General features: G+C 68.9%; 26 protein-coding genes and 1 pseudogene. 10 read left to right on the forward strand and 17 right to left on the reverse strand.

All coding sequences use genetic code 11. The annotated features are described in order from the left end of the window. The first annotated feature begins 28 nt into the window (after window positions 1-28). Entirely contained in the window at window positions 29-838 is an 810-nt protein-coding gene (locus tag ACJH7A_RS05345; protein WP_318986613.1) for a hypothetical protein, read from the forward strand. 22 nt (window positions 839-860) lie between these two features. Here ACJH7A_RS05345 and regX read toward each other — a convergent pair whose 3' ends face one another. From regX to ACJH7A_RS05385, 8 genes are all read right to left on the reverse strand, one after another. Further along, a complete protein-coding gene (gene regX / locus ACJH7A_RS05350; protein ID WP_212814598.1) occupies window positions 861-1,547 on the reverse strand; it encodes a response regulator transcription factor in 687 nt (228 codons plus the stop codon). Then, window positions 1,544-2,761 (reverse strand): cell wall metabolism sensor histidine kinase WalK, encoded by a 1,218-nt coding sequence (locus ACJH7A_RS05355; protein WP_212807064.1) that lies wholly within the window; start codon window positions 2,759-2,761, stop codon window positions 1,544-1,546. The genes regX and ACJH7A_RS05355 overlap by 4 nt, the downstream gene beginning before the upstream one ends. 123 nt (window positions 2,762-2,884) lie before the next feature. Continuing rightward, on the reverse strand, window positions 2,885-3,637 hold the full coding sequence (locus ACJH7A_RS05360; protein ID WP_346415937.1) for a phosphoglyceromutase: 753 nt from the start codon (window positions 3,635-3,637) through the stop codon (window positions 2,885-2,887). Between the two features lie 119 nt (window positions 3,638-3,756). Next, the gene (locus ACJH7A_RS05365; RefSeq protein ID WP_212807063.1) at window positions 3,757-4,611 is read right to left on the reverse strand and encodes a DUF559 domain-containing protein; all 855 of its coding nucleotides are present in this window, start codon (window positions 4,609-4,611) and stop codon (window positions 3,757-3,759) included. Window positions 4,612-4,763: 152 nt separating this feature from the next. Further along, window positions 4,764-5,270, reverse strand: coding sequence for a YbjN domain-containing protein (locus tag ACJH7A_RS05370; RefSeq protein ID WP_318986614.1), 507 nt, complete (start codon window positions 5,268-5,270; stop codon window positions 4,764-4,766). Then, entirely contained in the window at window positions 5,267-6,553 is a 1,287-nt protein-coding gene (gene mshA / locus ACJH7A_RS05375; RefSeq protein WP_318986615.1) for a D-inositol-3-phosphate glycosyltransferase, read from the reverse strand. Before mshA ends, ACJH7A_RS05370 begins: the two co-directional genes overlap by 4 nt. Window positions 6,554-6,716: 163 nt before the next feature. After that, window positions 6,717-8,663, reverse strand: a complete 1,947-nt coding sequence (locus ACJH7A_RS05380) for a GMC family oxidoreductase (RefSeq protein ID WP_212814600.1) — start codon at window positions 8,661-8,663, stop codon at window positions 6,717-6,719. Between the two features lie 38 nt (window positions 8,664-8,701). After that, complete coding sequence (locus ACJH7A_RS05385; protein WP_406801526.1) at window positions 8,702-10,123, reverse strand: aldehyde dehydrogenase family protein; 1,422 nt, start codon at window positions 10,121-10,123, stop codon at window positions 8,702-8,704. Between the two features lie 147 nt (window positions 10,124-10,270). Between ACJH7A_RS05385 and ACJH7A_RS05390 the strand changes: the two genes are divergently transcribed. Next, the gene (locus tag ACJH7A_RS05390) at window positions 10,271-11,494 is read left to right on the forward strand and encodes a CdaR family transcriptional regulator (protein WP_212807065.1); all 1,224 of its coding nucleotides are present in this window, start codon (window positions 10,271-10,273) and stop codon (window positions 11,492-11,494) included. A gap of 58 nt (window positions 11,495-11,552) precedes the next feature. On the opposite strand, the gene ACJH7A_RS05395 is transcribed toward ACJH7A_RS05390, so the two are convergent. Continuing rightward, window positions 11,553-12,839 (reverse strand): ROK family transcriptional regulator, encoded by a 1,287-nt coding sequence (locus tag ACJH7A_RS05395; RefSeq protein WP_212807066.1) that lies wholly within the window; start codon window positions 12,837-12,839, stop codon window positions 11,553-11,555. 195 nt (window positions 12,840-13,034) lie between these two features. On the opposite strand from ACJH7A_RS05395, the gene ACJH7A_RS05400 reads away from it, so the two are divergent. Beyond that, window positions 13,035-13,796 carry an SDR family oxidoreductase gene (locus ACJH7A_RS05400; protein WP_212807067.1) on the forward strand — a complete coding sequence of 254 codons (762 nt, stop codon included), beginning with the start codon at window positions 13,035-13,037 and terminating at the stop codon, window positions 13,794-13,796. A gap of 88 nt (window positions 13,797-13,884) precedes the next feature. On the opposite strand, the pseudogene ACJH7A_RS05405 reads toward ACJH7A_RS05400, so the two are convergent. Then, window positions 13,885-15,171, reverse strand: a pseudogene (locus tag ACJH7A_RS05405) (Ig-like domain-containing protein); the annotation flags it as partial. A 35-nt stretch (window positions 15,172-15,206) separates the two neighbouring features. After that, window positions 15,207-16,265: a UDP-N-acetylmuramate dehydrogenase gene (locus ACJH7A_RS05410; protein WP_212807068.1), complete on the reverse strand. Its 1,059-nt coding sequence runs from the start codon at window positions 16,263-16,265 to the stop codon at window positions 15,207-15,209. A gap of 26 nt (window positions 16,266-16,291) precedes the next feature. On the opposite strand from ACJH7A_RS05410, the gene ACJH7A_RS05415 reads away from it, so the two are divergent. From ACJH7A_RS05415 to ACJH7A_RS05435, 5 genes are read left to right on the forward strand one after another with little or no spacing between them, the layout of a single operon-like run. Continuing rightward, window positions 16,292-16,798, forward strand: coding sequence for a DUF2505 domain-containing protein (locus ACJH7A_RS05415; protein WP_212807069.1), 507 nt, complete (start codon window positions 16,292-16,294; stop codon window positions 16,796-16,798). A gap of 20 nt (window positions 16,799-16,818) precedes the next feature. Next, entirely contained in the window at window positions 16,819-17,628 is an 810-nt protein-coding gene (locus ACJH7A_RS05420; protein WP_212807070.1) for a class I SAM-dependent methyltransferase, read from the forward strand. Window positions 17,629-17,652: 24 nt separating this feature from the next. Next, complete coding sequence (locus ACJH7A_RS05425) at window positions 17,653-18,837, forward strand: glycoside hydrolase family 3 N-terminal domain-containing protein (RefSeq protein WP_212807071.1); 1,185 nt, start codon at window positions 17,653-17,655, stop codon at window positions 18,835-18,837. A 14-nt stretch (window positions 18,838-18,851) separates the two neighbouring features. Continuing rightward, window positions 18,852-19,673 (forward strand): carbon-nitrogen hydrolase family protein, encoded by an 822-nt coding sequence (locus tag ACJH7A_RS05430; RefSeq protein WP_212807072.1) that lies wholly within the window; start codon window positions 18,852-18,854, stop codon window positions 19,671-19,673. Next, the gene (locus ACJH7A_RS05435) at window positions 19,670-20,665 is read left to right on the forward strand and encodes a DUF2993 domain-containing protein (protein ID WP_212807073.1); all 996 of its coding nucleotides are present in this window, start codon (window positions 19,670-19,672) and stop codon (window positions 20,663-20,665) included. The genes ACJH7A_RS05430 and ACJH7A_RS05435 overlap by 4 nt, the downstream gene beginning before the upstream one ends. A gap of 69 nt (window positions 20,666-20,734) precedes the next feature. On the opposite strand, the gene deoC is transcribed toward ACJH7A_RS05435, so the two are convergent. From deoC to ACJH7A_RS05465, 6 genes are all read right to left on the reverse strand, one after another. Next, on the reverse strand, window positions 20,735-21,415 hold the full coding sequence (deoC, locus tag ACJH7A_RS05440) for a deoxyribose-phosphate aldolase (protein WP_212807074.1): 681 nt from the start codon (window positions 21,413-21,415) through the stop codon (window positions 20,735-20,737). Continuing rightward, window positions 21,415-21,816, reverse strand: coding sequence for a DUF2599 domain-containing protein (locus ACJH7A_RS05445; RefSeq protein ID WP_371824583.1), 402 nt, complete (start codon window positions 21,814-21,816; stop codon window positions 21,415-21,417). Before ACJH7A_RS05445 ends, deoC begins: the two co-directional genes overlap by 1 nt. Before the next feature lie 24 nt (window positions 21,817-21,840). Then, the gene (locus ACJH7A_RS05450) at window positions 21,841-22,125 is read right to left on the reverse strand and encodes a DUF2516 family protein (RefSeq protein WP_020101171.1); all 285 of its coding nucleotides are present in this window, start codon (window positions 22,123-22,125) and stop codon (window positions 21,841-21,843) included. A gap of 42 nt (window positions 22,126-22,167) precedes the next feature. Beyond that, window positions 22,168-22,848 (reverse strand): heparin-binding hemagglutinin, encoded by a 681-nt coding sequence (locus ACJH7A_RS05455; RefSeq protein ID WP_212807076.1) that lies wholly within the window; start codon window positions 22,846-22,848, stop codon window positions 22,168-22,170. Between the two features lie 33 nt (window positions 22,849-22,881). Beyond that, window positions 22,882-23,337, reverse strand: coding sequence for a helix-turn-helix domain-containing protein (locus ACJH7A_RS05460; protein WP_135356103.1), 456 nt, complete (start codon window positions 23,335-23,337; stop codon window positions 22,882-22,884). Window positions 23,338-23,445: 108 nt separating this feature from the next. Further along, window positions 23,446-24,834, reverse strand: coding sequence for a DUF445 domain-containing protein (locus ACJH7A_RS05465; protein WP_406801527.1), 1,389 nt, complete (start codon window positions 24,832-24,834; stop codon window positions 23,446-23,448). Between the two features lie 50 nt (window positions 24,835-24,884). Here ACJH7A_RS05465 and ACJH7A_RS05470 point away from each other — a divergent pair, with 50 nt between their 5' ends. Continuing rightward, a complete protein-coding gene (locus tag ACJH7A_RS05470) occupies window positions 24,885-25,589 on the forward strand; it encodes a TetR/AcrR family transcriptional regulator (RefSeq protein WP_406774315.1) in 705 nt (234 codons plus the stop codon). 4 nt (window positions 25,590-25,593) lie between these two features. Next, entirely contained in the window at window positions 25,594-26,454 is an 861-nt protein-coding gene (locus tag ACJH7A_RS05475) for a polyphosphate kinase 2 family protein (protein WP_406774314.1), read from the forward strand. The last annotated feature ends 13 nt before the right edge of the window (window positions 26,455-26,467 follow it).

Genomic DNA, 26,467 nt, shown 5'->3' on the forward strand with positions numbered 1-26,467 from the left:
CACGGTAACGGGTCTACGGTTGCGTGCTGTGACCGCATCGCAGAAGAGTGCCGGCGAGCCTTCGAAGCCCGGTTCCCACGAGGTGGGGCTGGACTTTGCCCGCGAGTGGGTGGAGTTCTTCGACCCCGACAATCCGGAGCATCTGATCGCCGCGGACATGACGTGGCTGCTGTCGAAATGGACCTGCGTCTTCGGGACGCCCGCGTGCCAGGGCACCGTCGAGGGCCGGCCCGACGACGGCTGCTGCAGCCACGGCGCCTTCATGGCCGATGACGACGACGTCGCGCAGCTCGAGGAGTCGGTCAAGCTGCTGACCGACGAGGACTGGCAATTCCGGGAGAAGGGCCTGGGCCGCAAGGGCTACCTCGAGATGGACGAATACGACGACAAGCCCAACCTGCGGACCCGCAAATACAAGGGCGCGTGCATCTTCCTGAACCGGCCGGGTTTCGCCGGCGGCATCGGCTGCGCACTGCACAGCAAGGCCCTCAAGCTCGGCGTCGAGCCGCTGACCATGAAACCCGAGGTCTGCTGGCAGCTGCCGATCCGTCGCACGCAGGACTGGGTGACGCGGCCGGACGGCACCGAGATCCTGCGGACCGTCGTCACCGAATACGACCGGCGCGGCTGGGGCGAGGGCGGCCACGACCTGGTCTGGTACTGCACGGGCGACCCGGCCGCGCACGTCGGCGCCCGGCCCGTGTGGGAGTCCTACGGGCCCGAACTGACCGAACTGCTCGGCGCGAAGGTGTACGCCGAGCTGGCGGCCCTGTGCAAGCGGCGGGCCGGGCTGGGGCTCATCGCCGTGCACCCGGCCACTGCGGCGGCAGAGAAGTAACCGCGAGGACTGGCGCGGGGAGCTAGCCCTCCAGCTTGTAACCCAACCCGCGGACGGTGACGAGGTGCACCGGGTTGGCCGGGTCGGCCTCGATCTTGGACCGCAGCCGCTTCACGTGGACGTCGAGGGTCTTGGTGTCGCCGACGTAGTCGGCGCCCCAGACCCGGTCGATCAACTGGCCGCGCGTCAGCACCCGCCCGCTGTTGCGCATCAGGTACTCGAGCAGGTCGAACTCCTTGAGCGGCAGCGTGATGGCGTCGCCGTTGACGGACACGATGTGCCGCTCGACGTCCATGCGGACCGGCCCGGCCTCCAGCACGCCGTCGGCGCCGACGGTGTCGTCGGACTCACCACCGCGGCGCAGCACGGCGCGGATGCGGGCGATGAGCTCGCGGGCCGAGTACGGCTTGGTGACGTAGTCGTCGGCGCCGAGTTCCAGGCCGACGACCTTGTCGATCTCACTGTCCCGCGCGGTCACCATGATGACCGGCACGCCGGACCGCGAGCGCAGCTGCTTACAGACGTCGGTGCCGCTCATACCGGGCAGCATCAGGTCCAGGAGCACGATGTCGGCCCCGGCCCGGTCGAACTCGGCCAACGCCGACGGACCATCGGTCACGACGGTGGCCTCGAAACCTTCCTTGCGCAACAGGAACGCCAAGGGATCGGCCAGGGACTCCTCGTCCTCCACGATCAGCACACTGGTCATTGGTTCGGTCGCCCTCCTTGTGATGGCAATGAGTGGTCGTCTCCCTCGTCGACATCCACGTCGTCCGAGTCGAGATAGGCCGGAATCGACAACGTGAACGTCGACCCGGTTCCCGGCTGACTCCACAGCCGGATGGTTCCGTTGTGGTTGGCCGCAACGTGTTTGACGATGGCCAACCCCAGCCCGGTGCCGCCGGTGGCCCGGGACCGCGCCTTGTCGACGCGGAAGAATCGTTCGAAAACCCGTTCCTGGTCAGCCTTTTCGATACCGATGCCACGGTCGGTCACCGCGATCTCGACATTGTCGCCGTAGCGGCGCCGGCTGATCGATACCTGGGAACCCTTGGGCGAGTACGAGATTGCGTTGGACACCAGATTCGCGAGCGCCGTCGCCAGCAGCGTCTCACTACCCAGCACCTGGTAACCGCGGGGCGCGTCGGTGGTGATCGCGATATCGGCGTTGTCGGCGGCCACCTTGTGCCGGGAAACCACCTCGGCGACAACGGAATCCACGTCGACCGCGTCGAGGTGCGGCAGCGGCTCGGCGCCCTGCAAGCGGGACAGCTCGATCAGTTCACCGACCATGTTGGCCAGCCGGTTGGACTCGGTGACGATCTTCTCGGCGAACCGGTTGACCATGTCCTGGTCCTCCGACGACGCCAGCAGCGCCTCGGCCAGCAGGCCCATGGCACCGACCGGCGTCTTGAGCTCATGACTGACATTGGCGACGAAGTCGCGGCGACTGGCCTCCATGCGGGCCTGTTCGGACTGATCGTTGACGTAGACCACCGCGAAGCGGCCGTCCTCTTCCGTCAGCTGCCGCGCCAGACCCCGCACTGCCAGCCGGGACCGGCCGGGGTTGGCCCGTTTGGCCGGCGACAGGTCGAACTCGACGTCCTCGCCGGTGGCGAGGGTCCGCTGCGCGGCCTCCCACGCCCGGTCGTCCAGCAGCCGGTCCCGCACCAGACCGAGGTCCTTGGCCAGGCCGTTGGTGTAGACGACGTCGCGGTAGGTGTCGACGACCGCCATGCCCAGTGGGGACATGGACACGATGTGCGCGAACATCTCGGACACCGTGAGGCCGGACTGCTCGGCGGCGCGGCGCTCGCGGCGCTCGTTCAGCCGCGGCACCCACCGCATGCCGATCGCGATGCCCAGGGCCAACGCGAGCAGCGCCGTGGCGGCCACCAGAGGCAGCGCGTACGACAAGCTCACGGGCAAATCGTACGCATCAGATGAACGCCATCCCAGCAGCGAGCGGCCGGATCGGTACAAGTCACACGTACAAATCCAGGTGTTTCACTGGTGTTAACCGCTGTTCACCAGCTGTTCGCGGCGTCAGTGCTGTTTGGCGCCCTGCGCGGCGACCGCGGCGGCTCCCGCGGCGGCTGCCTCGGGGTCCAGGTATTCGCCACCGGGCACCGTCGGCTTCAGATTTTCGTCCAGTTCGTACCGCAGCGGGATGCCCGTCGGGATGTTCAGGCCGGTGATCTCGTCGTCGGACATGCCGTCCAGGTACTTCACCAGCGCGCGCAGCGAGTTGCCGTGTGCCGCGATCAGCACGGTCTTGCCGGCCTTGAGGTCGGCCGCGATGGTCTGCTCGAAGTAGGGCACGAACCGCTTGACGACGTCGGCGAGGCATTCGGTCAGCGGCGCGTCGATGCCGGCGTACCGCGGGTCGCCGTCCTGGCTGTAGGTGCTGCCCTTCTCGATCGGGGGCGGCGGGGTGTCGTAGCTGCGGCGCCACGACATGAACTGGTCCTGGCCGTACTTGGCCAGCGTCTCGGCCTTGTCGAGGCCCTGCAGCGCGCCGTAGTGCCGCTCGTTGAGGCGCCAGTCGCGGTGCACGGGAATCCAGTGCCGGTCGGCGGCGTCCAAAGCCAGGTTGGCGGTGGTGATCGCGCGGCGCAGCAGCGACGTGTACAGCACGTCCGGCAGCACACCCTGCTCGACCAGCAGCTTTCCGCCTCGGACGGCCTCGGCCCGGCCCTTGTCGGTGAGGTCGACGTCGACCCAACCGGTGAACAGGTTCTTCTCGTTCCACTGGCTCTCGCCGTGACGCAGCAGGATCAAGGTCGGCATGGCCTGCATCTTCTCACGTGCGGTTTTTTGGGGGGCGCTCTGGCTAGCCCACCGCCGAGAGTGGGCGATGTGACCGACAAATCGGCGGTACTGCGGCCATTTCGCCCACCTTCGGTGGCACGGACAGCTCAGATCGCGCAACCCGCCGCCCGGAGCCGAGTTCTGACACGGGCGACTACGGCGTCCGGCCGCCGCAACATCACGGCACTGACCCTGATCACCGTCCAGCCCAGTGACTCCAGAATCGCGATGCGCTCGATATCCCAGGCCCGCTGGCGCGCATCGGCCCAGTGCTGAACACCGTCGTACTCGACAATCACCTTCCACTGCCGCCAGCCCATGTCCACGCGGATGTGCGCGGCGCCGTACTCATCGAAGAACTCGATCTGCGTTTCGGGCGCCGGTAAGCCACCCGCGATCAGCGCTAACCGCAGCCGGGTTTCCTGAGGCGACTCAGCTCCGCCGTCAGTCAGATTCAGCGCCTTCGTCAGCTGACGGATGCCGCGCATACCCGTTCGGTTGAGCGCGAGCCTCTCTACCTCGATGATGTCCAGCTTGGTCGCGTTCAGCAGCGCATCCAGAATCGGCACAGAGCGGGCCTCGGGCAACAGCCTGCCGATGTCGAACGCCGTCCGAGCCGGCGTGGTGACGCGCATGCCGCGCCTGATGCAGATGTCGTCCGAGGCCAACTGGTACGAGTGAATCGTCAGCCCGGGCGGGCCGTGTTTCTCCTGACGCACAATGACGGCCGGCGCATCGACATCCAGCCATTTGGTGCCGTGGACCGCCGCTGCCGACACCCCTGCCAACACCGCGTCGGGCCCAGCGAACAGCCAGGCCGCGCGAGCCTTGAGCTCCGCGGTCACCGCGACGTCATTGGGCACGTAGACGTTACGGAAGATCGCACGGTTCCGAGTGAGCAGTTGATGCTTGGTGAGCTCACCCGCCCGGACCGCCGCACGGCCTAAAAATGGTTCGGTCATGATTCGAGCGTTGGCGCGACCACCGACAAGCCAGGCCACGAAACCGAGGGTTATCCACAGGCCAGTGCTACCCAAATCGCACCGAAAGTGGGCAAAATGACTGCTAAATCGCCGATCGTGCGGTCATTTCGCCCGCTTTCGGCGCTGAACCCCTACTCCGGCCGCAGGTGCTCGAACGCCTTGAGGTTCTTCAGCGACTCCCCGCGGGACAGCCGCCACTTCCACTCTTTCTCGATCGACGAGCGGAACCCCAGCTCGAGCAGGGTGTTGAAGTCGAAGTCGACGGCCTCGATGACCTGGCCCATCAGCCGGTCGATCTCGTCTGGGGTCACCGCATGCAGCGCCATCCGGCCCACCAAATAGATGTCGCCGATGTTGTCCAGCGTGTAGGCCATGCCGTACAGCCGCCGATTGCGGCGCAGCAGGTACTTGTAGACGCCCTCGAAGTTCTCGTCGGGCTTGCGGCAGACGAATGCCTCCAGGCGCACGCCGTGCTCGCCCACGCTGAGCAGCGTGTTGGTGGTCAGCCGGCGCTCACCGGGCAGCGCCACGACGATGCCGGGCCGGCCGTGCACTCCCCCGTCGTGGTGGGAGAAGTCGAGTTCGTGTGCGCGCAGGGTCTCTTCGATCAACTGGGTGACGGTGGCGGCAGTCGTCATGCGCGCACGCCCCGACGAATCAGGAACCGGCGGCTGCGGCGGGCCGCCGAATCACGCCGGGGGCGACGGCCGCGGTAGTCGGCGATGGCCCGCGTGTAACCGGCCAGCAGCGCGTCCACGGTGTGGGCCCACGAGAACGTCGCAGCGTGCTGTAAAGCGCCGTCGCGCAGGGATTCCGGACCCATTTCCAGCGTCCGCCCGATGGCGTTGGCCCAGTCGACCGGATCGTGGCCTTGCACCAGCACGCCGCTCACGCCGTCGCGCACCGCGACAGGTAGCCCGCCGACAGCGGCGGCCACCACTGGCGTCCCGCAGGCCTGCGCCTCGACCGCGACGAGGCCGAACGACTCCGAATAGCTCGGCACCGCAACGAGATCCGCGGCACGGTAGACATTGACCAGCTGGTCACGGGACTGCGGCGGCAGGAATGTCACACGGTCGGTGATACCCAGCTCGTCGGCGAGGGAAACCAGGCCGTCGGGTACGGCCAGGCCACTGCCCGACGGACCGCCGGCGACCACGACGCGCACGTCGGGCAGCTTGGCCGCCGCGCGCAACAGCACGTCGGGCGCCTTCAGCGGCTGGATGCGGCCGACGAAGGCGACCACCTGTTCGTGGGGCGAAAGCCCCAGTGCCGCACGGGCTTCGGCCTTGTCGCCGGGCGTGAAGGTCGTCAGGTCGACACCCGGATAGGCCACGTCGATGCGGGCCGGGTCCGCGTGGTGCAGCGAAACCAGTTGCTGCGCTTCGTCTTCGGTGTTGACGATGAGCCGGTCGGCGGCGTCGACCACCTGCTGCTCACCGACCGCGCGCAGCGCCGGCTCCGGGGTATCGCCTTCCGCCAGCGACAGGTTCTTCACCGCGGCCCACGTGTGCGCGGTGTGCACCAAGGGCACGGCCCAGCGGTCCGAGGCCAGCCAGCCCACCTGCCCCGACAGCCAGTAGTGCGAATGCACGATGTCGTAGTAGCCCGGCTCATGGTTGGCCTCGACGCGCAGCACACCCGCCGTGAAAGCGCACAGCTGCGTCGGCAGGTCGTACTTGTCCAGGCCTTCGAACGGGCCGGCGACGATGTTGCGCACCAGGACGCCGGGGGCCACCCGGACGACCGGGGCGTCGGTCGACGACGTGGCGCGGGTGAAGATTTCCACCTCGACGCCGCGGCGCGCCAACTCGAGGGCGCTTTGCAGGACGTAGACGTTCATGCCGCCGGCATCGCCGGTGCCCGGTTGGGCCAGCGGCGAGGTATGGACCGACAGGACGGCGACACGCACGCCCTCCATCCTTACACCGTCGCTTCGGGCGCCCGCCGTCCGGTGGTCCGAGCTGGGCATTTTGGGGACGCTCGACGCCCGCGAGCGGCCGTGGAATGCACGCCTGACACGGAGTGTCGGCGTGCAGACACGGCCGCTCGCGGGAAGTACCCCAGGCCGGGACGGTGGGCACCTAGAGCATGTTGGTGGCGGTGCGGCGGGCGACGGCCATGACGGTGATCATGGGGTTCACGCCGGAACAGGTCGGCATGGCGCTGGCGTCGGCGATCCACACGCCGGGGGTGTCGTGCAGCTCGCCGGACGGCTTGGCGACCGAGGTCTGCGGGTCGGCACCCATCCGCGCGCTGCTCATCTGGTGGGCGCTGAACACCGGGGTGCCGCCGGGGCCGATCGGCAGCTCGTTGACCTTCGCGATGAACGCCTCCAGGTCCTCGCCGCGCTGCCACGGCGCGAACGGCTGGCCCGCCGCGTAAATCTGCTGCGCGCCCGCGGCCGCGTGCATCCGGATGGACGTCTCGATGCCCTCCCGGAAATGGCGGCGGTCGAGCTCGTCGGTGAACGGGTACCAGTGCACCGCCTCCCCGTCGGCGTCGATGGTGACGCTGCCGTTGCCGCGGTCCTTGACCAGGACGACCCAGTCGGCGCGGTTCTGGTACTGCCGGGCGAGTTCCTTGTGCTGTGCGCCCGACAGCCACGGGACGGTGGCGGTGAACAGCCCGGGCAGGTGCTGCACGCACTCGATGAGGTAGCCGTGCCCGTCGTGGACTTCGGCGAATTCGTTCATCACGCCGGCCATGGCGGGGCCCGACCACGGCTCCTGGCGGTCGTCGTAGATGCCGCTGACCAGGGTTGCCGGGTGCAACCGCAGGCCGGTGCCGACCGCGGGGCCGCCGATGCCCGAACGCAACAGCAGCGCCGGGGTCTCCAGGCTGCCCGCGGCCGCGACGACCTGCGGGGCGTTGATCAGCACGCGGTGCGCGGTGCCGGTGACCGGGTCGGTGTACGTCGCCTCGACACCCGCGGCCACTCCGTCGCGCGTGACGATCCGGTGGGCCCGGGTGTCGGGCAGCAACTGGGCGCCGGCGTCGGAGGCGTCCTGCAGGAACGTCTTCATGGTGCCCTGCTTGGCGCCTGTCTGGTCACCCATGCCGCTGTAGCCGACCAGCGCCGGGTCGAAGCGTTCCGGGTCGATGTTGAGCTGCGCGACGCCGTACGAATAGTCCAGTGCCGCAGCGCCTTCCGACAGGCGTTGGTGCGGTTCGTTCTGGACGGCGACCTTGTCGCAGCAGCCGATACGCTCGAACACCGCGGCCAGGTGCTCGTCGAACGACGGGCCGGTGACATCCGTCAGCCCGTACTCCTCGGCCCACGTCTTGCGGACCGTGGCCGGCGTCAGCAGCGAGTTGGACCAGTTGACGGTGCTGCCGCCACCGACCGTCGACCCGGCGGCGATCGAGACCATGCCGTCGGCGCTCGGGAAGAAGCCGCCGCGCAGGAACAGGTTGTGATAGGCGACGGGCTCGAGCTGCACGAAGTCCGATTCGTTGCGGTAGCCGCCGGCTTCCAGGACGATGACGCGCTTGCCCGCTGCGGCCAACACCGCAGCGGCAACGCCGCCACCCGACCCGGATCCGACGATGACGACGTCCGCGTCGAGCGTCGTATCCGCCGACGGGGTGATGACCGACAGCGTCTTCGGCGTCTGCGGCGGCTGTTGCGCGGGGCCGGGGTACCCCATGCCCGCCCACAACGGGTTTCCGTTCTCGCCGCCGGGCAGGCTGTAGGAGAACAGCACCGACAGCGTGTACAGGGCCGTCATGGCCGCGGTGGTCTCGGGCGAGATGCGCGACAGGTTGCCGACGATGACCTCGCGCACATTCAGCGGCTGGTTGTTGAGGCCGACCAGCTCGGCGGTGTCCAGCAGCTGCTGCAGGCCGGCGAACTTCTCGGCGGGCAGCTTGGCGATCAGGTACTGCTCGAGCACGGCGTCGGTGCCCAGGTCACTGCCTTTGGTGGCGAAGAATCCGGTGGGGTCGTCGTCGCGCCGCACCGCGGCGACGTAGGTGTCGACGATGGACTTCAGGGTCGCGCGCTGTTTGGTGGTGAATGCGTTGGCCATGGGAGTTGCTTTCGAAAGTTGTTGGGGAGAGGGAAGTTTCAGGGCAGCTGCAGGGACTTGGTCTCGAGGAATTCCTCCAGGCCCCACTTGCCGAATTCGCGCCCGTTGCCGGACTGGCCGTAGCCGCCGAACGGGGCGTGGATGTTGAAGGCACCGTCGTTGATCTGCACCTGGCCGGACCGCAGCCGGCGGGCCACGGCGATCGCGCGCTCCCGGTCCGCCGAGTACACGCCGGCGTTGAGCCCGTAGATGCTGTCGTTGGCGAGGCGGACGGCTTCCTCCTCGTCGTCGTAGGCCTGGATGACGAGCACGGGCCCGAAGATCTCCTCGCGCACGATGGCCATGTCGGGTGTGCAGTCCGAGAACACCGTCGGCCGGACGTAGAAACCGCGGTCGAGGCCGTCGGGCGGGGTCGGGCCGCCGGCCACCAGCCGCGCACCTTCGGCGATGCCCTGCTCGATGTAGCCGATGACGCGGTCGCGCTGTACCGCGGACACCAGCGGGCCCAGTTCGGTGGCCGGGTCGAAGGGATCGCCGACGCGCAGCGCCTCGGTGCCGGCGCGCGCAATCGCTTCCACCTCAGCGACTTTCGCGCGCGGGACGATCATGCGGGTCAGCGCGATGCACGTCTGACCGGAGTTGAGGAAGCACCGGGTCAACCCTTCCCGCACGGCCTCGAGGAGGTCGGCGTCGTCGAGCACCACCAGCGCGGACTTGCCGCCGAGTTCCAGGCCGACGCGCTTGACGGTCTGTGCGGCCACCGCGCCGATGCGGCGGCCCGCGGCCGTCGACCCCGTCAGCGACACCATGTCCACCTGCTCGTGCGCGACGAGCGTCTCGCCGACGCCCGGGCCGGTGCCGGTGACCAGGTTGAAGACGCCCGGCGGCAGGCCGATCGCATCGAACACCTCGGCCAGTACGTAGGCGTTGAGCGGTGCGACCTCGCTGGGTTTGAGCACGACGGTGCAGCCCGCGGCGAGCGCCGGCGCCACCTTGGCGGCGATCTGGTGCAGCGGGTAGTTCCACGGCGTGATCGCGACGACGACGCCGATCGGCTCACGGACCACCAGCGAGTTGTAGACCTGCTCCTCGAACGGAAAGCTCAGTGCCACATCGGCGATCGACACGAACGACTGCACCGGCAGCCCCGCCTGGACCACGTTGCTGTACGCGAACGGCATGCCGACTTCTTGGCTGATCAGCGTGGCGATCTCGGTCTGGCGGCGCTGCAGTTCCTCGGCGGCCAGCTTGAGGTAGCCGGCGCGCTCGGCGACCGGCGTCGCCGCCCACCCGGGAAACGCGGCGCGCGCGGCGGCCACTGCCGCCTCGGCATCGTCGGCGTCGCCCAGCGGGATGGTCGCGATGACGTCCTCGGTCGCAGCGTTGACGACCTCGAATCGCTCGGTGCCGATCGACGGCTGCCACCGGCCGTCGATGTAGTGCGAGTCGTGTTCGATCATCGGGTTGCTCCTGTCAGGGATCGTCAAAGATTTGTCACTGCGACCTATGCCATTCCCAGGGTGCGATGTGATGCCCGCCATATTCTTGGTCTGGCGGGACAACGAATCGCGCGACGTTGTTCGCGCGGACAAATGAGGAGCGAATGGATGCGGACCGATCCGGCCGTGACGGACTGGCTGGCGCAGTTCGCCGAGGCGTCGGAGCACCGGGAGACGCTCGACCACCTGGTCACCGTCGTCGATGACGAGATCACCGAGGCGTTGCCGATGTTCACGGACCCGACGCTGCGCCGCGATCTCGATGCGAGCACCCGCTCGAACTGGAAGGGTTTCCTCGCCGTCGTGACGCGCGACATCGTCGACGTGCGACCGGCACCCGAGATTTACGACCTGGCGCGGACCCTCGCCCGCCGCGGTTACGAACTGCCGGTGCTGCTGGCGGTCTACCGCATCGGGCAGCGGTCCGCGTGGCAGTTCATCACCGAGACGCGGGTCGCCGCCATCGGTGACCCGGAGCTGCGCGCCGCGGTGCTGATGCAGCTCTGGCCGCGGCTGGCGGGCTGGCTGGACACCATGGTCGAGGCGCTCATCGTCACCTTTTCCGACGAACGCGACCAGTGGCAGCGGGGCGCGCGGGCGAGGCGCGCCGAAACCGTCCGGACCATCCTCGCGGGCCAGGCCGTCGACATCGACGACGCCACCACCGCGCTGTCGTATCCACTTCGCCAGCGGCACACCGCATTTGCGGTGTGGGTCGACGAGCCGGTGGCCGACGCCGACGTGCAACGGCTACTCGACGCCACCCCGGTCACCGTCAGCGCGGCCCTCGGTGCCGACCGGCCGCTGACGATAACCAGCGGAGCCCGTACCGTGTGGTGCTGGTCGGCCACGAAAGGACCGTCGAAACCGCTGTCCGACAACGATATTGCCGCACTGCCCGAGTTCGTCCACGTCGCGCTCGGCACGTGCCATCCCGGTGTCGACGGATTCCGGCGCAGCCATGCCGAAGCGCTCGCCGCCCAGGCGGTGGCGCACCGCCACGGCGCCGGCGCAGTTCGTTATGACGACGTCGAATTGGCTTGTCTGGCAGCGGGTATCGCGGGCGAAGACGGCATGGCCACATTGGTGCGACGGGAACTGGGCGCGCTCGCGGCGGCCGACGACGGGGCGGCACGCCTGCGAGACACGCTCCGGCTGTATCTGGAGCACGCGGGTGACGCCCGGGCCGTCGGCGAAATCCTGAACCTGCACCCGAACACCGTCCGCTACCGCGTCCGGCAGGCCGAAGGGCTGCTCGGGCACTCCGTCGACCACCGCCGCGTCTACCTCGAACTGGCGCTGCACATCGTCAGCGCCTTCGGCGCTGTTTAGGCCGCGCGACGATCAAGCGGCGAGGAACGAGCCGCGATGAGGAGTGCGGCAAATCGGATCAGGCGGCGCGCAGGGCGCGGCGCATCGCACCGATCGGGTCGGCGTACAGCCCGCCGAGGGACACCACACCGGCGCCGGCTTCCTGCACCCGGTTGCCGAACGTGGTGACGCGAATGTCCCTGACGCCCAACACCGTTCGCTCCGCGAACGCCTGCTCGACGAGCGGCAGACCCTCGGGGTACTCGGAGAAGGCCTGGCCACCGACGACCAGATCATCGGGGTTCAGCAGGTCGCGCAGCAGCGCCACCGCACCACCGAGCACGCGGGCCCGTTCGGCCAGCAGTTCGACGGCCGCGGCGTTGCCGGACCGCGCGGCGCGCAGCACCGCGGCGATGGTCGACGACGGCCCGTCCGCCGGCACGATCCGCTGCTTGCGGGCGGCGGCCAGCACGGCCTCGTCGCTGACGGTGGACTCGAGCCGCCCGCTGCCGCCGAGCAGTTCCGACTGCGCCGGCAGGCCCGAGATGGTGCCGGGGCCGCTGGCCGGCGAGTGCACCTTGCCGCCGATCGACAGCGCGTAGCCGACGGTCTCGCGGGCGTACACGTACAGGCTGGTCATGGATTCAGACGAGGCATCGGCGTCGATCTTGCCGCGGCGCGCGCCCAGCAGCAGTTCGGCGCCGGCCATCGCATCGACGTGCGACGCCAGCGACACCGGCAGACCCAGGGTCTGGGCCAGCACCGGGCCGACGGGCGCGTCGACCCAGCCGAGGCGCGGGTGGTCGACGTGACCGGTGGCACTGTCCACCACACCACCGGCTGCGACGCCGACCCACAGCGGGCGGCGCCGGTGCCAGCGGCTCAGATAGCGCTGCGCGCTGCCGGCGAGCGATGCCAGCGCGGCGTTCTGGTCGCCGCGCGGCGTGGGCGTCTCGACCACGTCGAGGGTGCGGCCGAACAGGTCGGTCGCGACGATCGCGGTGGTGCGGGCGCCGACGTGCAGGCCCAGGGTGAGGAACGGTTCGTGGTTGACCTCGACCGGAATGCGCGGGCGGCCGATGGCGCCGGCGACGGCCAGGTCGGCCCGCTCACGCAGCATCCCGGCGTCCAGCAGGGCCGTGACCTGGCGGTTCACCGTGGCGATGCTCAGGCCGGTGGCCTGCGCGATCACGTCCCGGGCGATGGGGCCGCGCAGCCGGGCCGCGCTGAAAACCGAGCCGGCGGCGGCGTCGGCGACGCGGAGCGACGGGGCGACGATGTGGTGCCGGGCCAGGAGGGTGCGCTTGGCGTGTGCGGCAGAGCGGACGCCGGAGGGGGCAGAAACGGTGGAGACGGAAGCAGGCATTTGGGTGTCCTAGGGAAGAAGTCGGGCTGGTGGGTCCTGGGGCCACACCTGCCGACAGCTAGGACGAAGATATCCGTGTCGTGAGTCAGGCGCAGCGCGAAGCGCGACAACAACAACACGAACGCCGCACAGCGACGCCGGATGCCTGACTGATGATCACGGAAGGAACTTAGCACGCCCACTAAGGTCGGTCATATGCCAGCTGACGAACGCTCCGTACGCATCGCGGTGGTCACCGGCGCCAGTTCCGGAATCGGCGCCGCCACCGCGAAAACCCTTGCCACCCTTGGCTTTCATGTCGTCTGTGCGGCCCGACGCGCGGACCGGATCACCGCCCTCGCAGCCGAGATCGGCGGCACCGCGGTTGTGACGGACGTCACCGACCAGGATTCGGTGGACGCGCTTGCGGCCCAGGTCAAAGGCCTGGGACCGGTACACGTCCTGGTCAACAACGCCGGCGGCGCCAAGGGTCTGGCGCCGGTCGCGGAGGCCGATCTGGAGCACTGGGACTGGATGTGGCGGACCAACGTGCTGGGCACCCTTCGGGTGACGCGCGCGTTGCTGCCCGCGCTGATCGATTCGGGTGACGGACTGGTCGTCACCGTCACGTCCATCGCGGCATTGGAGACGTACGACAACGGCGCCGGGTACATCGCCGCCAAGCACGGCCAGGGCGCCCTGCACCGCACGCTGCGCGGCGAATTGTTGGGAAAACCGGTGCGGCTCACCGAGATTGCGCCCGGCGCCGTCGAGACGGAGTTCTCGCTGGTGCGGTTCGACGGTGACGCCGAGCGCGCGGGCGCGGTGTATCAGGGCATCACGCCACTGGTCGCCGAGGACGTCGCGGAGGTCATCGGTTTCGTGGCGTCACGGCCGCCGCACGTCGATCTGGACCAGATCGTCATGCGGCCGCGCGACCAGGCGCCCTACAGCCGCTTCAGCCGCCGGCCGCAGTAGTCGTCGTCGGGGCCGGCAGACTCGAAGTCGAAGTCGACGTCGCTGTCGAGGTCGTCGTCGAGGTGGACGACGACGTCGACGGGGCGGTCGACGAAGTGGTGGCCGGGCCCGTCGGCGGCGGTGTCGTCGTGGTCGTCGGCGTACCCGAATACGTCGGTGCGTCGGTCGGGGTGGCCGGCGCACTCTGCGGGATGGACGTCTCCGGCGGTGCGGCGTTGGCCGGCGGCAACGCGGACATCGACACCCAGGTGGCCCAGTCGACGGCCCAGTCCCAGATGTCGCCGTCGGCGTAGGACAGCTGGATCGACGTGCCCGTCACCTCGACCGGGTCGCCGTAGATGGCGGTCTGGAAGTACTGCTGCGCGTTGTCGGTCGACAGGTTGATACAGCCGTTGGTGACGTTGGTGTTGCCCTGTGCGCCCGAACTGGCCGGGTTGGCGTGGATGAACTCACCGTTGTTGGAGATCCGCACGGCCCAGCGTTCGTGGACGTTCGAGTAGCCGGCGGCCGGGTTGGACATCCAGAAGTCCGCGTACTTCTCGGTGACGACGTGGATGCCGCTGCGCGTCACGTTGCGCGGCTTGTCGGCCTCGCCGTAGCTACACGGGAAGTCGAACAGCACGCCGCCGTCGGTGATCACCTGGATGCGGTGGCTGGTGGCGTCGGCCTTGACCACCTGGCGCCGGCCGATGTTGATCTCCAGCGTGCTGTCCTGCGCGCCGTAGGCGTCGTCGCCGAACGGGACGCCGTACAACTTCGCCGAGACGCTGACCTTGGTGCCGGGCGGGTAGTACTCGCGCGGCCGCCAGTGCATGCGCGCGCCCTCACGCTCGTCGGGCAGCCAGGCCCAACTGCCCTCGACCGGCGGGTCGGTGACGACCTTGACGTTGCGCTCGACCGAGGCCTTGTCGCTGATCGAGGAGTCGAACTGCAGGATGATCGGCGCCGCCACGCCGACGGTCTGCCCGTCGGCGAGCTGGAACTGGCCGTTGACCTGCTTGGTCGGGTTGACGGTCGTGAACGTCGCGGACACCGGCACGGACTTGCCGTCCCGGCCGACGACGGAACCGGTGAACGTGTACGTCGCGCCGAAGCCGAGCGGCTCGGCGGCGTTGAACGACGTGCGGTCCTTGTTGAACACCGCGGCGACGACCTTGCCGTCGCCGTTGGTCAGCGTCAGCTTCTGGAACCAGCCGTCGGTGACATCGACGCCGACGCTGCTGGTCGGCACCACATCGGTGGCGCCGTTGGCGGGCCGGTAGGTGATGACGGGCGCCGCGGTCTCTTTGGCAGGGGCCGAAGAGCCAGATCCGTTCGATTTGTCGGAGCACGCGGCGAGCACGCCGGAAGTGCCGACGGCAATCGCGGTCAGCATCTGTCGCCGGTTCACACTCACAGGTTCGAATTTACCTACAGCGAACAGCCGATTAAGCACGGTTCCGGTGTGAGATCTATCCCGAAAGCGGCCTTGACGCCGTCCCGAACCGTCCTGGCCAGCGCTAATACATCGGCGCTGCCAGCAAAGCCCCGGTTGGTCAGGGCCAGCGCGTGCTTGGTCGAGAGCCGGGCCGGGGCGCCGTCACCCGGGTATCCCTTGCCGAAACCGGCCTGTTCCACGAGCCAGCCGGCCGCCAGCTTGACCCCGTTCGGCGCCGGGTAATTCGGCACGGGACCGTCGGTGGCGGCCTGGATGCGTTCGAAAACGTCCTGCGCGACGACCGGGTTGGTGAAGAACGAGCCGGCGCTCCAGGTGTCGTGGTCGGCGGCGTCGGACACCATCCCCTTGCCGCGCCGCAACGCCAGCACCGCCTCGCGGACCTTGACCGCATCGACCCGGGTACCCGGCTCGGCGCCCAGGCGGGTCGCCAGTTCGCCGTACCGCAGCGGGGCGCTGAGCCCGTCCGGGTTCAGGGTGAACTCCACCTCCAGCACGACGGCGTGGTCGGAGTTCTTCAGCACGCTGTGCCGGTAGCCGAAATCCAGCGTCTCGGGGCTCACCCAGCTGTCGGTCCCGGTCTCGCGGTCGAACAGCCGGACCCGGGTGATGACGTCGGCGACCTCGGCCCCGTAGGCGCCGACGTTCTGCACCGGTGTCGCCCCGGCCGAGCCCGGGATGCCGGACAGGCATTCCAGCCCGCCGAGCCCGTGTGCCAGCGAGGCCACGACGACGTCGTCCCACAGCGCGCCGGCCTCGGCGCGCACCACGTTGCCGTCGACGGTGATCTCGGTGTTCGCCAGCAGCACCACCGTCAAATCACGCAGATCGTCGGCCACCAGCACATTCGACCCGCCCGCCAGCACCAGCACCGGGCCCGGGTGATCCCGCAGCGCGGTGAGCGCGCCGACCACCTTGGCGGTGGTATCGCAGGTGATCAGGCGGGCTGCCACCGGTCCGACGCGGAACGAGGTCAGGGGTGCCAGCGGCACGTCGTAGTCGACCGCCGCGCCCCCGATATCCGAACTGACCACGGCCGCTAACGGTAGCGTGGCCGATTATGGCCCGCTCTTTCGACATGGTTGCCGAATACCTCGGCACCGTGGCGCAGGTGCACACCGCCTTCTGCAACAAGGACTACTGGCTGGACCGGCTGGCGGAGGGCAGCGCCGACGTCTCGGCGCTCGACTCATTCGCCGAGGACGGCCGGGGCGGCACGGACATCACCACGACGCAGACCATGCGCGCGGCCGGCCTGCCCAGCATCGTCACGCAGTTCCACTTCGGTGACCTCAGCCTGGTGCGCGAAGAGCACTGGGGCCCGCTGACCGACGGCCGGGCCATCGGGACGGTGCGCAGCCGCGTCCCCGGCGCGCCGGCGACCATCACCGGCACGGGTGTCCTGACGGCCGCCGGTGACGGTGCGCGACTGGACTTCTCGGCGAACGTCGAGGTCCGCATCCCGCTCGTCGGCGGCAAGCTCGAGTCCATGCTGGGCCAGCAGCTGCGGTATCTGATCGAGCTGGAGCAGAAATTCACCGACGACTGGATCGCCGCCCGCTGGTGAGCCGCCCATAAACTCGGGCCATGAATTCGCCCGTGGGCCAGCCACGGAGTACACCTGTCGGCCAGCCGACGCGCGGCACCACGGGTTACAACCGGCTGCGCCGCAGCGACCGCTGGCTGGTCCACTCGCCACGGGTGCGGGCGCTGCTGCGCGCCGCGCCGGACCCCGTGGTCGTCGACCTCGGGTACGGCGCGCTTCCGGTGACCACCGTGGAACTGGCCTCACGGCTGCGCACGGTCCGGGCCGATGTGCGGGTCGTCGGTCTGGAGATCCACCCGGAGCGGGTACGGCTGGCCCGTGAACTGGCCGGCGACATCGTCGAATTCGGCCTCGGCGGCTTCGAATTGGCCGGGCACACACCGGTTTTGGTGCGCGCGTTCAACGTGCTGCGGCAGTACGACGTCGCCGACGTACCCGCCGCATGGGCGGAGATGACGGGGCGGCTGGCACCGGGCGGGCTGCTGGTCGACGGCACCTGCGACGAATTGGGACGACGCTGCTGCTGGGTCCTGCTCGACGCCGACGGGCCGGTGAGCCTGACGCTGTCGTGCGACCCGTTCGCCATCGAACGGCCCTCCGATCTGGCCGAGCGCCTACCGAAAGTGCTTATCCACCACAATGTTCCGGGCCAGCCGATCCACCGGCTGCTGCAGGCCGCCGACCGCGCCTGGGCCACCTCGGCCGGGCACGGGGTGTTCGGGCCGCGCGTCCGGTGGCGCGCGATGCTCGACCTGCTGGTGGCCGAGGGCCTGCCGCTCGAGCCGCCGCGGCGCCGGCTGCGCGACGGCGTGCTGACGGTGCCGTGGTCGGCCGTCGCGCCCACATCGTGACGACGAGCGCATAGGGTTCGCCGTATGTCGTCACCCCGCAGCCGACTGCAGTCGCCGGTCGTCCTGGCCTCGGCCGCGGCGGTGATCGTCGTCGCGCTGATCATCGCGGCCGTCATGAGCAAGCCGCGGCCCGCCCCCACACCGACCGAATCTCCTGCGACGTCGTCCCCGGCCGCCGCGGCGCCACCCCCGTGCCGGCTGGACACCGTCGTGACCGCGCTGACGCCGCGCCAGAAGCTGGCCCAGCTGCTGATGGTCGGGGTCAAGAACCTGGCCGACGCCCAGGCCGTCGTCCGGGAGCAGGAGGTCGGGGGCATCTTCATCACCAGCTGGACCGACTACTCGATGCTCGGCGCGCCCCTCGCCGCGCTAGCGCAGGAACCGCGGCCGCTGCCGCTGGCGGTCAGCGTCGACGAGGAGGGCGGCCGGGTGCAGCGGCTGAAAGGGCTCATCGGCAGCCAGCCGTCAGCGCGTGAGCTGGTTGCCGCCGGCAAGACCCCGGAGCAGGTTCGGGAGATCGCCCGACTGCGCGGCCAGGCGATGAAGGAACTCGGCATCACCATCGACTTCGCACCCGTCGTCGACATCACGAACGCGGCCGACGGCACCGTCATCGGCGACCGGTCGTGGGGCAACACCGCCGACGGCGTCACCGCCTACGCCGGCGCATACGCCGACGGCCTGCGTGACGCCGACGTACTGCCGGTACTCAAGCACTTCCCCGGCCACGGCCATGCCTCCGGCGATTCACATCAGGGCGGCGTCGTCACGCCGCCGCTGGAGCAGCTCCAGACGCTGGACCTCGTCCCCTACCAGACCTTGACGACGCAGCTGCCCGTCGCCGTGATGGTCGGCCACATGCAGGTGCCGGGCCTCACCGACACCGACCCGGCCAGCCTGTCCAAGGCCGCGTACGACCTGCTGCGGACCGGCGATTACGGCGGACGCCCGTTCCAGGGCGCCGTCTTCACCGACGACCTGTCCAGCATGGGCGCCATCACGCAGCGCTACAGCGTGCCGGAGGCGGTGCTCAAGGCCCTGCAGGCCGGCGCCGACACCGCGCTGTGGATCACCACCAAAGAGGTGCCGGCCGTCCTCGACCGGCTGCAGCAGGCCGTCGACGCCGGTGAACTGTCGCGCGAGCGCGTCGACGACGCCGTGCGGCACATGGCGGTGACCAAAGATCCGTCGCTGGCCTGCACCCGCTGATTACGCTGGGGCGCATGCGCATCGCACTGGCCCAGCTCGGCACGGGCACCGACCCCGAGGCCAACCTGGCACTGGTCGCCGATCACACGGCGCGCGCCGCCGACGCCGGAGCCGAACTGGTGCTGTTCCCCGAGGCGACGATGTGCCGGTTCGGTGTCCCGCTCGCGCCCGTGGCGCAACCACTCGACGGCCCGTGGGCCGACGCGGTCCGGGACCTCGCCGAACGTGCCGGCGTCACCGTGGTGGCGGGCATGTTCTGCCCGACCGCCGACGGCCGCGTCACCAACACGCTGCTCGCCACCGGCCCGGGCGTTGACGCGCACTACCACAAAATCCACCTCTACGACGCCTTCGGCTTCGACGAATCACGCACGGTCGCAAGAGGTTTCGAGCCCATCGTGATCGACGTGCCGACCGCCGACGGCGCCGTGCCCGTCGGCCTCACGACGTGCTACGACGTCCGCTTCCCGGAGCTGCACCTGGAACTCGCCGAACGCGGAGCGAAGCTGCTGACCGTCCACGCTTCGTGGGGGTCGGGCCCGGGCAAGCTCGAGCAGTGGACGCTGCTGGCCCGCGCCCGGGCGCTCGACACCGGCTGTTTCGTCGCCGCCGTCGACCAGCCGTACCCCGGTGATGAACTCGCGAAGAAGGGCCCGACCGGCAGCGGCGGCAGTCTGGTGGCCTCCCCCACAGCGGACATCGTGGTGCAGGCGGGGCTCGAGCCGGAACTGCTGGTCACCGACGTCGACCTGGCCGCGGTCGAGCGCGCCCGCGAGACCATCGCCGTGCTGCGCAACCGCACCACGATTCCGCGTAAGGCACAATCGCAAGGGTGACTGACCCCTGGGCCCGCCCCACCAATGAGGACGCTGCACCATCCGCCGAGCCTGCGCAGCAGGCCCCGGAGGCCCCGGGTGCCCAGCCCACCGAGGTGCTGACGAACGACGCACAACCGGCACCGGCAGCCGACGTCCCGCCCGCCTACGGCGCCGATACTCCGGCACCGCCCGCCTACGGCGGCGACGTCCCGCCGACCTCCTACCCGGCGCCCCAGCAGGTGCCCGCCACCGACCCGCCCAAGAAGCGCCGCGGTGTCATGGACCTGCTGCGCGACCCGATGTCGCTGATCCTGATCATCGTCATCGCGCTCGCGCTGTCGGCGGCCGGTGTGGTCGGCGGCGAGTTCTACGCGCGCAGCCGCGGCAACAGCGTCGTCTCGCAGTCCGTCCAGTGCGTCGTCCAGGACAAGGTCGACGTCCAGTTCGGCGCGACCCCGTTCCTGTGGCAGGTCGCCAACCAGCACTACGACCACATCACGGTGACCACGGCCGGCAATCAGCTGCGGTTCGCCAAGGGCATGAAGGCCCAGATCCAGATCGACGACGTCAAGCTCGAGAAGACCGCGAAGTCGGCCGGCACCATCGGTGCGCTCGACGCGACCGTCACCTGGTCGGCCGACGGCATCAAGCAGACCATCGCCGACACCGTCCCGGTGCTCGGTGGCCTGGTCTCCGACGTCACCACCGACCCGTCGTCGGGCACCATCGTGCTGGATGCGCCGATGACCCAGATCGTGGCCAAGCCGACGCTGTCGGACGGCACCATCTCGCTCAAGGTGGAGCAGCTCACCGGCTTGGGCTTCCTGCTGCCCCGCGAGTCGATTCAGCCGGCGCTGGACTTGTTCGCCTCGCAGCTGACGAAGGATTACCCGATGGGCATCAAGCCGGAAGCCCTGCAGGTGACCGGTACCGGTGTGACCGCGAAGTTCGGCACCAAGAACGCGACGATCCCGCTGGGCCAGCAGGACAGCTGCTTCTCCGGCCTCTGATCCCCCCGCTGACCCCAGGGATTTGTGCACGATTTTCCGCGGTGACCGCGGAAAATCGTGCACAAATCCCTAGTTGAGGCCGTCGAGGACGGCGCGGGTACCGGACAGGCCGAGCCGGGTGGCGCCGGCGTCCAGCAGGGCCACGGCGTCGGCGGCTTGCCGGATGCCGCCGCTGGCCTTGATACCCAGCGCCGGGACCGTCTGCGCCATGATCTCCACGGCCTGCACCGACGCACCGCCCGCCGGGTGGAATCCGGTGGAGGTCTTCACGAAATCGGCGCCGGCATCGGCGGCCGCGCGGCAGACGTCGGCCAGCGTCGGCGCACCGGCCATGGTCAGCAGTGCCGCGGACTCGACGATCACCTTCAGCACCGCCGTCGGGGCGGCCCCGCGGACCGCGGCGATGTCGGCGAACACCGCCGAGATGTCGCCGGCGATGGCGGCGCCCACGTCGATCACCATGTCGACCTCGTCGGCACCGCGCCGGCCGTCGGATCCGACGACCGACAACGCCGCCTCGCGGGCCTTGATCTGCGAGTCATGCTTGCCCGACGGGAATCCGACGACGGTCGCGATCTTGACGCGCTCGGGTACCTCGACCGCGCCGAGCATCGACGGCGACACACAGACCGCGCACACCCCCAGATCGGCGGCCTCCCAGCACAGGCTCGCCACGTCGGCGGCGGTCGCCTCGGGCTTGAGCAGCGTGTGGTCGACCAGTGCGGCCACCTGCTGGCGGGTCCAACTCATCAGAACGGCTCCTCTGTGCCACCGGGATTGCAACGTGCTCTCACCATCTGGTTGTCGTCGACCACCGGGCGCCACGGCTCGAGATTCCAGCTGGTTTTGCCGGGCGCGCCCGCCTCGGCGAAATACCAGTGGCACATGAACTGGGCGCGCATTCCCGGGGTGTCGGCGTCAGGTGCCAGGGTCAGGACCTCGGCCCAGGCCTCGTCCCCCGACTGCGTGGCGCCCAGGCCGGAGGCGCGCCGGCCGGCCGACGTCGGGTACACCCGCAGGCTCGTCGCACCGTCCCACTGCGTCCACCGGGTGTGGTCGACGTAGGGCGGCGACGGAACGGGTTGTGGAACGGGTTCGGTGGGATCAGCGGCGGACGGCGGAGCCAGCGTCAACGCCGCGGCGGCCAGCACGCCGCACAGGATCGAACGCACCGATTACCGGGATTTCCCTTGGACCTCAAGGAGTTTGGGCTTCACATCGACGAGGTAGACACCCGTGGCGCAGGCGGCGATCGCCGCGCCCACCGGCGGGCCGATGATCCAGCCCAGGACGGCACCACCGCCCAGGATCGCCAGCCACACCGGCTTGGTCAGCTTGTCGACCGCCGTGTAGGCGTCCGGCCGCTGCATGGCGGCATGCACGAACGCATAGACGGTCGTGGCCAGCACCGCGATCTGCAATGCGAAAAGGACGTAACCCACCAGGCTTCCGAGGTACACGCCCTCAGCCTATGTGGGTTACGTCCCTGACGTCGAACCTGATTACTTCTGAGTGACCTTCTTGGCCGGAGCAGCCTTCTTGGCCGGAGCCTTGGCGGCAGCCTTGGCCGGGGCGGCCTTGGTCGCAGCAGCCTTGGCCGGGGCCTTCTTGGCGGCCGGCGCCTTCTTGGCCGGGGCAGCCTTCTTGGCCGGGGCCTCTTCCTTCTCGGGCAGCTCGACGCCGACCAGCTTGGCGGCGCGCTCACCGACGGCGCGGGTCTGGCTGGCGACGTTGCCCAGGGCGTCCTGGGTCAGCTCGGTGACCTGCTCGGTGTAGTTCTCGACGCGGCCACGGACGTCCTCGACGCGCTCGCGCACGCTCTCGATCGACGACTGGGTGCGCAGGCGCTCCAGCGCGGCCTCGCCACGCTCGACCAGCTTGTTGTAGGTGGCCTGCGCGTTCTCGGCGTAGGTCTCGGCGGCCTTGCGCAGCTCTTCGGTGCTGAACTTCTCGCGCAGCTCCTCAACCTGGCCCGGCAGTTCTTCCTGCAGTTTGGTCAGGCGGGCGCGGCCCTCTTCGACACGCGCGTTGGCATCGGTGCGGGCCTCTTCGGCACGCTCACGCAGGCTCGCGACGATCTCGTTGACGGTGGCCAGGGCGAGGTCCGCGGCGCCGACGGCGGCGAACAGGGGGGCCTTCAAGTCTTCGATGGTGGGCTGGCTGGTCTCTTTGTTCTCTGCCATGTTCGTTGTTTCCTTTCTCGGGTACTGCGTTGGTCAGTTCGCTACTTGGTGAGTGTCAGTCGTCGTTGTCTGCTCCTCACTCGCGGCTTCCAATTCAGGCTGATCAGGAAGCGATTTGGACTCGGCATCGTTCTGCTGCCGGAAGGACGTGTAGATGTCGAGCAGCACCTGCTTCTGCCGCTCGGTGATCGAGAGGTCCGCGATGATGGCGTCACGCACCTCGCCGGCAGCGCTGGGCTCCAGAATTCCGGCCCGCACGTAGAGCACCTCGGCCGAAACCCTGAGCGCCTTGGCGATCTGGTTCAGCACATCGGCCGACGGCTTGCGCAGGCCACGCTCGATCTGGCTCAGGTAGGGGTTGCTGACGCCCGCCTTCTCCGCGAGTTGGCGGACCGAGACCTGCGCAGCCTCCCGCTGGGTGCGGATGAAGCTGCCGATGTCCTGGGCTGCATTCGACATGACGGCGGCGATATCTGCATCCTGCGCCATGTCGTACCCCTGTCTTCGTCGACCGCTTTTGGTTGGCGGTCCGTACCAAAACAACGGTACGAGGGGGTGCTAACTATTGCAAGCGCTAGCAAGCGCCAGCTAGCACTGTCAGACGAAAAGCTCGGCGATGGTGTAGATGACCAGGCCCGCCAGCGATCCGACGACGGTGCCGTTGATACGGATGAACTGCAGGTCACGACCCACATGGAGCTCGATTCGCCGGCTCGCCTCGTCGGCGTCCCAGCGCTCGATGGTCTCCGTGATGATGGCTGTGATCTCCGTCCCATATTGCGCCACAAGGTGTTTTGCGCCCCTGACGAGCCAGTTGTCGACCTTGTCGCGGAGCTCCGCGTCGTCCCGCAGGGACTCCCCGATGCGCACCACCGAGTCTGCAATCCGGGTGCGCAAAACTGACGACGGGTCGTCCACCGATTCGAGGATGATGCGCTTGGCGGTGCTCCACGCCGTCTCCGCCGCGCGGGCCACCTCGTCGCGCGCCAGGATCTGCTCCTTGATCCGCTCCGCCCGCGCGATGGTGTCCTCGTCGTTCTGCAGATCGTCGGCGAAATCGAAGAGGAACTTCGTCGCCGACATCCGCAGCTCGTGCTCGGGGTTGCGGCGCACCTTGTCGGTGAAGTCCATCAGCTCGCGGTGAATCCGGTCGCCCACGAGGTGGTCGACCCAGCGCGGCGACCACGTCGGCGAATCCCGCTCGATGACCCGCTCGATGATCTCGCCGGCGTTGAGCGACCACTGGAACGCCCGGTCGGCCAGCAGTTGCAGCAGGGCCTCCTGCCGCCGCTCCGCCAGCAGGCTCTCCAGCACCCGGCCGACCGGCGGACCCCACTGCGGTTCGGCGATCCGCTTGACGATCATCCGGTCCAGCACGTGCTGGACGTCTTCGTCGCGCAGCAGTTCCACCAGTACGCGCAGCACCGTCGACGCCTCGGCGGCCACCCGCGCCGCATGCACCGGTTCCGACAGCCACTTGCCCAGCCGGCTGGCGACCTGGGCGTCGCGCAGCTTGGTCTCCACCACTTCCTGCGACATGAAGTTCTCGCGGACGAAGGTGCCGAGCCCCTCGCCGAGCTGGTCCTTCTTGCGCGGAATGATCGCGGTGTGCGGGATCGGGATGCCCAGCGGATGCCGGAACAGCGCCGTGACGGCGAACCAGTCGGCCAGCGCGCCGACCATGCCGGCCTCGGCGGCGGCCCGCACATAGCCCACCCACGGCCCGGTCCAGCTGTACGCGCCGCCGCGGGCCTGCAACCACGTGCACACCGCAAACAGCACCGTCGCACCGAGCAGGAAGCTCAGCGCGACCGCTTTCATCCGGCGCAGGTTGCGGCGTCGCTCTTCGTCGGCCGTCCGGTCCGCGCCGGCAAACGACTCCGCGAGGCTGACGTGCGGTTCGAGGGATGCCTGGTGCTTCGGATGAGCTCCAGTTCCCGGCCTGGGTCGGTGTGCCACGCTTCCATCATCCTGTATGCCAGGCATGGTCGCCCCGTATTATTAAGCGGACCTAGCGGAATGGACGTACTGCGACCGTGGCACAGCAAAACGCACCCTCGTCGGCAAAAGCCGACGGGCGTAAACGACGCTGGCACCAACACAAGGTCGATCGCCGCAACGAACTGGTCGACGGCACCCTCGAAGCCGTCCGGCGCCGTGGCAGCAACGTCAGCATGGACGAGATCGCGGCCGAGATCGGCGTGTCGAAGACCGTGCTCTACCGCTACTTCGTCGACAAGAACGATCTGACGACCGCCGTGATGATGCGGTTCGCGCAAACCACGCTGATCCCCAACATGGCGTCCGCGCTGTCGTCCGACCTCGACGGCTTCGAACTCACCCGCGAGATCATCCGGGTGTACGTCGACACCGTCGCCGCCGAGCCGGAGATCTACCCGTTCGTCTTCGCCAACAGCTCGGCGAGCAAGAGCAAGGCCATCGCCGACTCCGAACAGATCATCGCGCGGATGCTCGCCGTCGTGCTGCGCCGGCGCATGGCGCATGCCGGCATGAACACCGGCGGCGTCGAGGCCTGGGCGTTCCACACCGTCGGCGGCGTCCAGCTGGCCACCCACTCGTGGATGTCGAATCCCCGGATGACGGCCAAGGAGCTCATCGACTACCTGACCATGCTGTCGTGGAGCGCGCTGCGCGGCATCGTCGAGGTCGGCGGATCACTCGAGGTGTTCAACTCGCAGCCCCATCCATCCCCGACACTGCCGAGCCATCTGCTTCACTGATCGCGTGACCTCCGATCTGCCGTCGTTGTGGACCCACGAACCGCACAAGCACCTGGAGTTCAAACCCGGTCTGCGCGTGAGCGACATCGATCCGGACGCGACTCCCGGCTTCCGCGGCAAGAAGGCCGACGCCCCCGACCTGCAGACCGAACGCAACGCGCGATTCGCCGAACTGCAGGAGATGCTGTACGCCAACAGCCGCTCCGGGGACACCCGCTCGATCCTGCTGGTGTTGCAGGGCATGGACACCGCCGGCAAGGGCGGCATCGTCAAACATGTTGTGGGAGCCGGTAATCCGCAGGGGATTCGCTACTCCAGCTTCGGCAAGCCCACCGCGGAAGAGCTGTCGCACCACTACCTGTGGCGAATCCGCAACGCGCTGCCCACCGCCGGGCACATCGGGGTCTTCGACCGGTCGCACTACGAGGACGTGCTGATCGTGCGGGTGCACAACCTGGTACCGCCGCCGGTGTGGGAAGCCCGGTACGACGAGATCAACGCCTTCGAGCGCGAGCTCGTCGACGCCGGGACGACGATCATCAAGGTGGCGATGTTCGTCTCGCTCGACGAGCAGAAGAAGCGGCTGGCCGAGCGGCTCGACCGGCCCGACAAGTACTGGAAGTTCAACCCGGGCGACATCGACGAGCGGCTGCTGTGGCCCAAGTACCAGGAGGCGTACCAGGCGGTGCTGGACCGCACGTCCACCGACTACGCGCCGTGGCACGTCGTGCCCTGCAACCGCAAGTGGTACTCGCGGCTCGCCATCACCGAGCTGTTGATCGAGGCGCTCGAACAACTCGAGCTGTCTTGGCCACCAGCGGATTTCGATGTCGAGGCGGAGAAGAAGCGGCTGGCGGAGGCCTAGGGCCCGGCGCGGC

The sequence above is a fragment of the Mycobacterium sp. SMC-17 genome (genome assembly GCF_045310915.1).
Classification (GTDB): Bacteria; Actinomycetota; Actinomycetes; order Mycobacteriales; family Mycobacteriaceae; genus Mycobacterium.